The sequence below is a fragment of the Marinobacter sp. genome, from assembly GCF_046484525.1.
In the GTDB taxonomy this organism is placed as follows: domain Bacteria; phylum Pseudomonadota; class Gammaproteobacteria; order Pseudomonadales; family Oleiphilaceae; genus Marinobacter.
Window position 1 is genome coordinate 1 of sequence record NZ_JAWOIS010000033.1, and the last position, 3,588, is coordinate 3,588.

Annotated in this window: 2 protein-coding genes; both read right to left on the minus strand. The window is 54.6% G+C overall.

What is annotated here, in order from left to right; all coding sequences use genetic code 11:
* Window positions 1-2,758, minus strand: a 2,758-nt coding sequence (locus tag R6W86_RS07365; protein WP_410328725.1) for a toxin VasX, incomplete at its 3' end; no start/stop codon positions are given.
* Window positions 2,755-3,588 (minus strand): bacteriophage T4 gp5 trimerisation domain-containing protein (locus R6W86_RS07370; RefSeq protein WP_410328726.1); only part of this gene is annotated, 834 nt, incomplete at its 5' end. The genes R6W86_RS07365 and R6W86_RS07370, both read right to left, overlap by 4 nt.

Genomic DNA, 3,588 nt, shown 5'->3' on the forward strand with positions numbered 1-3,588 from the left:
GAGAAAGTAGCTGACCGTAGTAGGCTCTATCTTCATTCCGAGTTTTCGAAGTATCTGGATAGTGCCCAAGGGGGCCATGTTTTAACAACTGTTCGAACGAGTCATCGGAAACCTGGCCTGCATACAAAGTTCCACCCAGTACAGCGGCCATTCCAAACAAAGCCCAACCCCAACCAGGAATTGTGAGCAAATTCGTCAGCAGCGGAGAAGCCAAAAATACCAGCCCTCCAGTCATGGCGATTCCGTGACCGGCCGCAGCATCGAAGTCTTTTTGAGAAAAGCTGATTCGCATATCCCAATAACTCAGGCCAACTCCGATACCTCCTGCTATAAAACTTGCCAGGCCCACAGTCCGAACCAAAGTAGAAACTCTGAGTTTTTCTAAACGTCGCCCGATAAAAAACCAGTCCTTCATGTCGAACAAAGGGCGTGTCGCAAATCTATAGCTTGGTGTTTTATGGCCAAACATCTCTCCCAAGGTGGCTTCTAATTTCAAATATGCTGCCGTGAGATCGACAAAAGCACCTGTGGCTTTGCTTGTCGCTAGTAAAAGATTTCCCTCTTCGCCACGCAGCACCCTCACGGCGTTTCTCGTCTCCAAAAACACATTAAAAGCCGCCAAAGCCACCAACCCACGAGAAACGACCGGACCATCAACCACACGCCCTACTCGCTTTGCAAAATCCACTTTCACCAAACTCAGCTTTTTCGCTTCTTCATGGCCCTCGGCAACGTAGAAAACCATAGTACCGGCAGCCACTTTGTTGATCGCTTCCTCAAATTCACTCGATGCACGTGCGGGGCTGGTGGAAGCCATCACCTGCCCGGACTCATCAAACAGATCTGCGTATAGATAATCGTTCTTCCGAGTCAGCACCCCTTCGGTGCGATCAAACTCCGTCAGCCCGCGATTCAGCCCGTTACCCTGAACGCCGAGGATTGTGCCCTCGCTGACAGCACGTGCCCTATCCATAACCCGGATACCAGCGAGATCAGGGTCCGCGAGCACCATATTGGATGCAGCCGCCTGCATCACGCGCTGTAGTTCAATCTGCTCAACGGCACCCTGTTCAATCAGGCGCCTGGACACAGTCAAAACAGCGGCACTCCATTCGCTTAGTGAGCCAGAAATAAGCCCACCTACTTTGCCGGCATTGGAGAGATCTTTCAGTGTGCTATCGCCCGAATCCCTCTCGCTAATCTGTTTTTCGAGGTACACAAGGGATTGCAGATTAAGCCGATCCAGCAAGGCCTCATCGATTTCGGTCTGACTCTGCACTAACTCTGCAAGGGTCTGGTACGGCGATATTGTTCCGGGCTCGGACTCATCCCCCGCACCAGTGATCTCCTGGGGTGCCCAAGCCTCAAGGAATTGTTCATCAGTTATCCACTCTTTCAGGGTGGCGTATATGCCCTCGTCACAGGACTTTCCTTGCGCCTTTACAACGCCCGGGACCTGTTGAAGTACATTCATGAGATCGGTCGCAAGCAGATAAGCTTCGCAGATGGCTTGGTCACGGCATTGCCGATAGTCATCCAGGGCGGCAGCTAAGGTTGGTTCGGTCAGCAAATTACGAGCCAGCGCAACATGCTTCTCTATCACGCGAATGGCATGTTCTTTTTCCTCGGTATCCAGCACCTTATCCAGTTTTTGTCGGTCGATGGCACTTGCATAACGGGACAAGTTGGAAGGACTACCATCCGGTTTAGGGTCGAAAATGGCCTGGCGAATCAGCATCGCAGAATGAACTATCGGATTGCCCTGGATCGAAATATCCACAGCATCCAGGTAATGCAGACCAAGGTGTAGCTGCGCAAGAGAATGGCGGAGTCTAAAAATGGGGTCTGGAATAGCTATCCCGACGAGGCCTTTTTGTTCGCGAAGTTCAGCAATCAGATCCTCTCCTGCGTCACACTTCAATTCGAGATCAATCGCGGCGCTGGATTCCTCCTCGCCTTGCTTTATCCGATCAGCGAGTTTTACGCAAAGCTCACCCTCACCAGCCCCCTCAAATCCCTCCTTAAAATCACTGGGATTCTCCAACATCAACTCAATGCCGAGATCCCTCGCCCGAAGGCCATCCACGTGCTGAATCGGCGATGCGGGGTAGCCGCGGGCAAAGTTGATATCATCGACAAAGGCCGCGGGCCAGGCATGGTCTATGTTGGTTGTCCTGGTCCTCAGTGCTGTTGAGTTCTGCTCCAGCCGGCGGACATACTGCCAATCCCACTGCACTTCGCTGTAGGCGACGCGGATGTCCTGGATAACGGCCTGCCCCTGCAACATGGCCGGGACCAGGATGTCGTGCTGCCATTCACCTATAGCAGGCCGGGCGCGGAAGGTTTCGGAGGGCTTAGTCTCCCATTCAATAAGCGCCGATTGCACATCAACGTCGCTCATCATGCCTTCGGCATTGATCTCGAGTTCCCGCCACAGGGTGTTGCCCCAAAAGACGTAGAGGTAGCCGGGTCTCAGGAGAGCCACGCTTCGTCCGGTATGGAAGGTCAGGCCACCGGATTTCACCGGCAGGTTGCTCTGGATTTCGGCCAGGGGTTTCATTCTCAGGAGGGTGTTTTCCTGATACTCCTCCTGCTCGATGTTGGAACGGGCACGCTCCACCAGCGGAAGGGTCAGATGGCCGCCGGCCCGGGTGGGGACCTTCAGAACCAGATTTCCTGGTTCGTTGTCATCATACTTTGCACGCCGGCGCAGGGACTGGCCCAGGCTCTCATCGGTGAAATTCGCAAAATCGGTCATTCCTTTGACCCCTTATCCGAAATGGTTTCAACGGTGACTTCTTCTGGTGCCGATTGACCACCGATAACGTCCACGATCAACATCCTTTCCGGCGTTTTATATCCGTCATGGACGACGTTATCCGGGCCGGCCGTCTGGCGCTGATCCACGGTCGCCAGTGTTGCAGGACTTACCGATTCCGGTGGAACACCCTCAAGCAGCCGGGGCAGCTCGGGGACGCCCGCAGATTGGCCGGAGCCCCTTCCCGGAGCGCCCCCGGAATTGATCTTAATTCCCGGCCCACTGAGAGTCACGCCACTGGCATCCAGCTTGATGAAACTGCCGCCGCCGGCAATGGTGAGCTCCGCTCCGGCATCCAGGACGACCTTGGCGCCGGCCTTGTGGTGAATTTCAGTACCGGCTTCGGAGGCCATCACCTGGCCGGTTTTCTGGTGGAAAGTGCCGGTTGTGGTCTGGCTGCAGTCGGCCCCTATGGACACCCGTTTTTCCCCATTGGTGGTGCAGTGTTCTTTGCCTTTCACATGGCTGTAGTACTGCCCCTCCACGGTTCGGTGACTGTCGTTTTTTATGACCTCGGTGCGGTTATGCTCGGTCAGCAGATCCAGGTCTTTCTGGGCATGAAAATAGATCTGTTCTTCTCCGGCCTCGTCCTCAAATCTCAGCTCATTGCTGCCCTCGCCCTTGTGGGTTTTGGTTTTCAGGGTGGTGCGGGTCTTATGCTCCGGCAGTGAATACGGTGGTGTGTTAGTGGCGTGGTGGGTTCGGCCCGTGATGATGGGTTGGTCAGGATCCCCGTCCAGAAAGCTGACAATGACTTCATGGCCGATCCG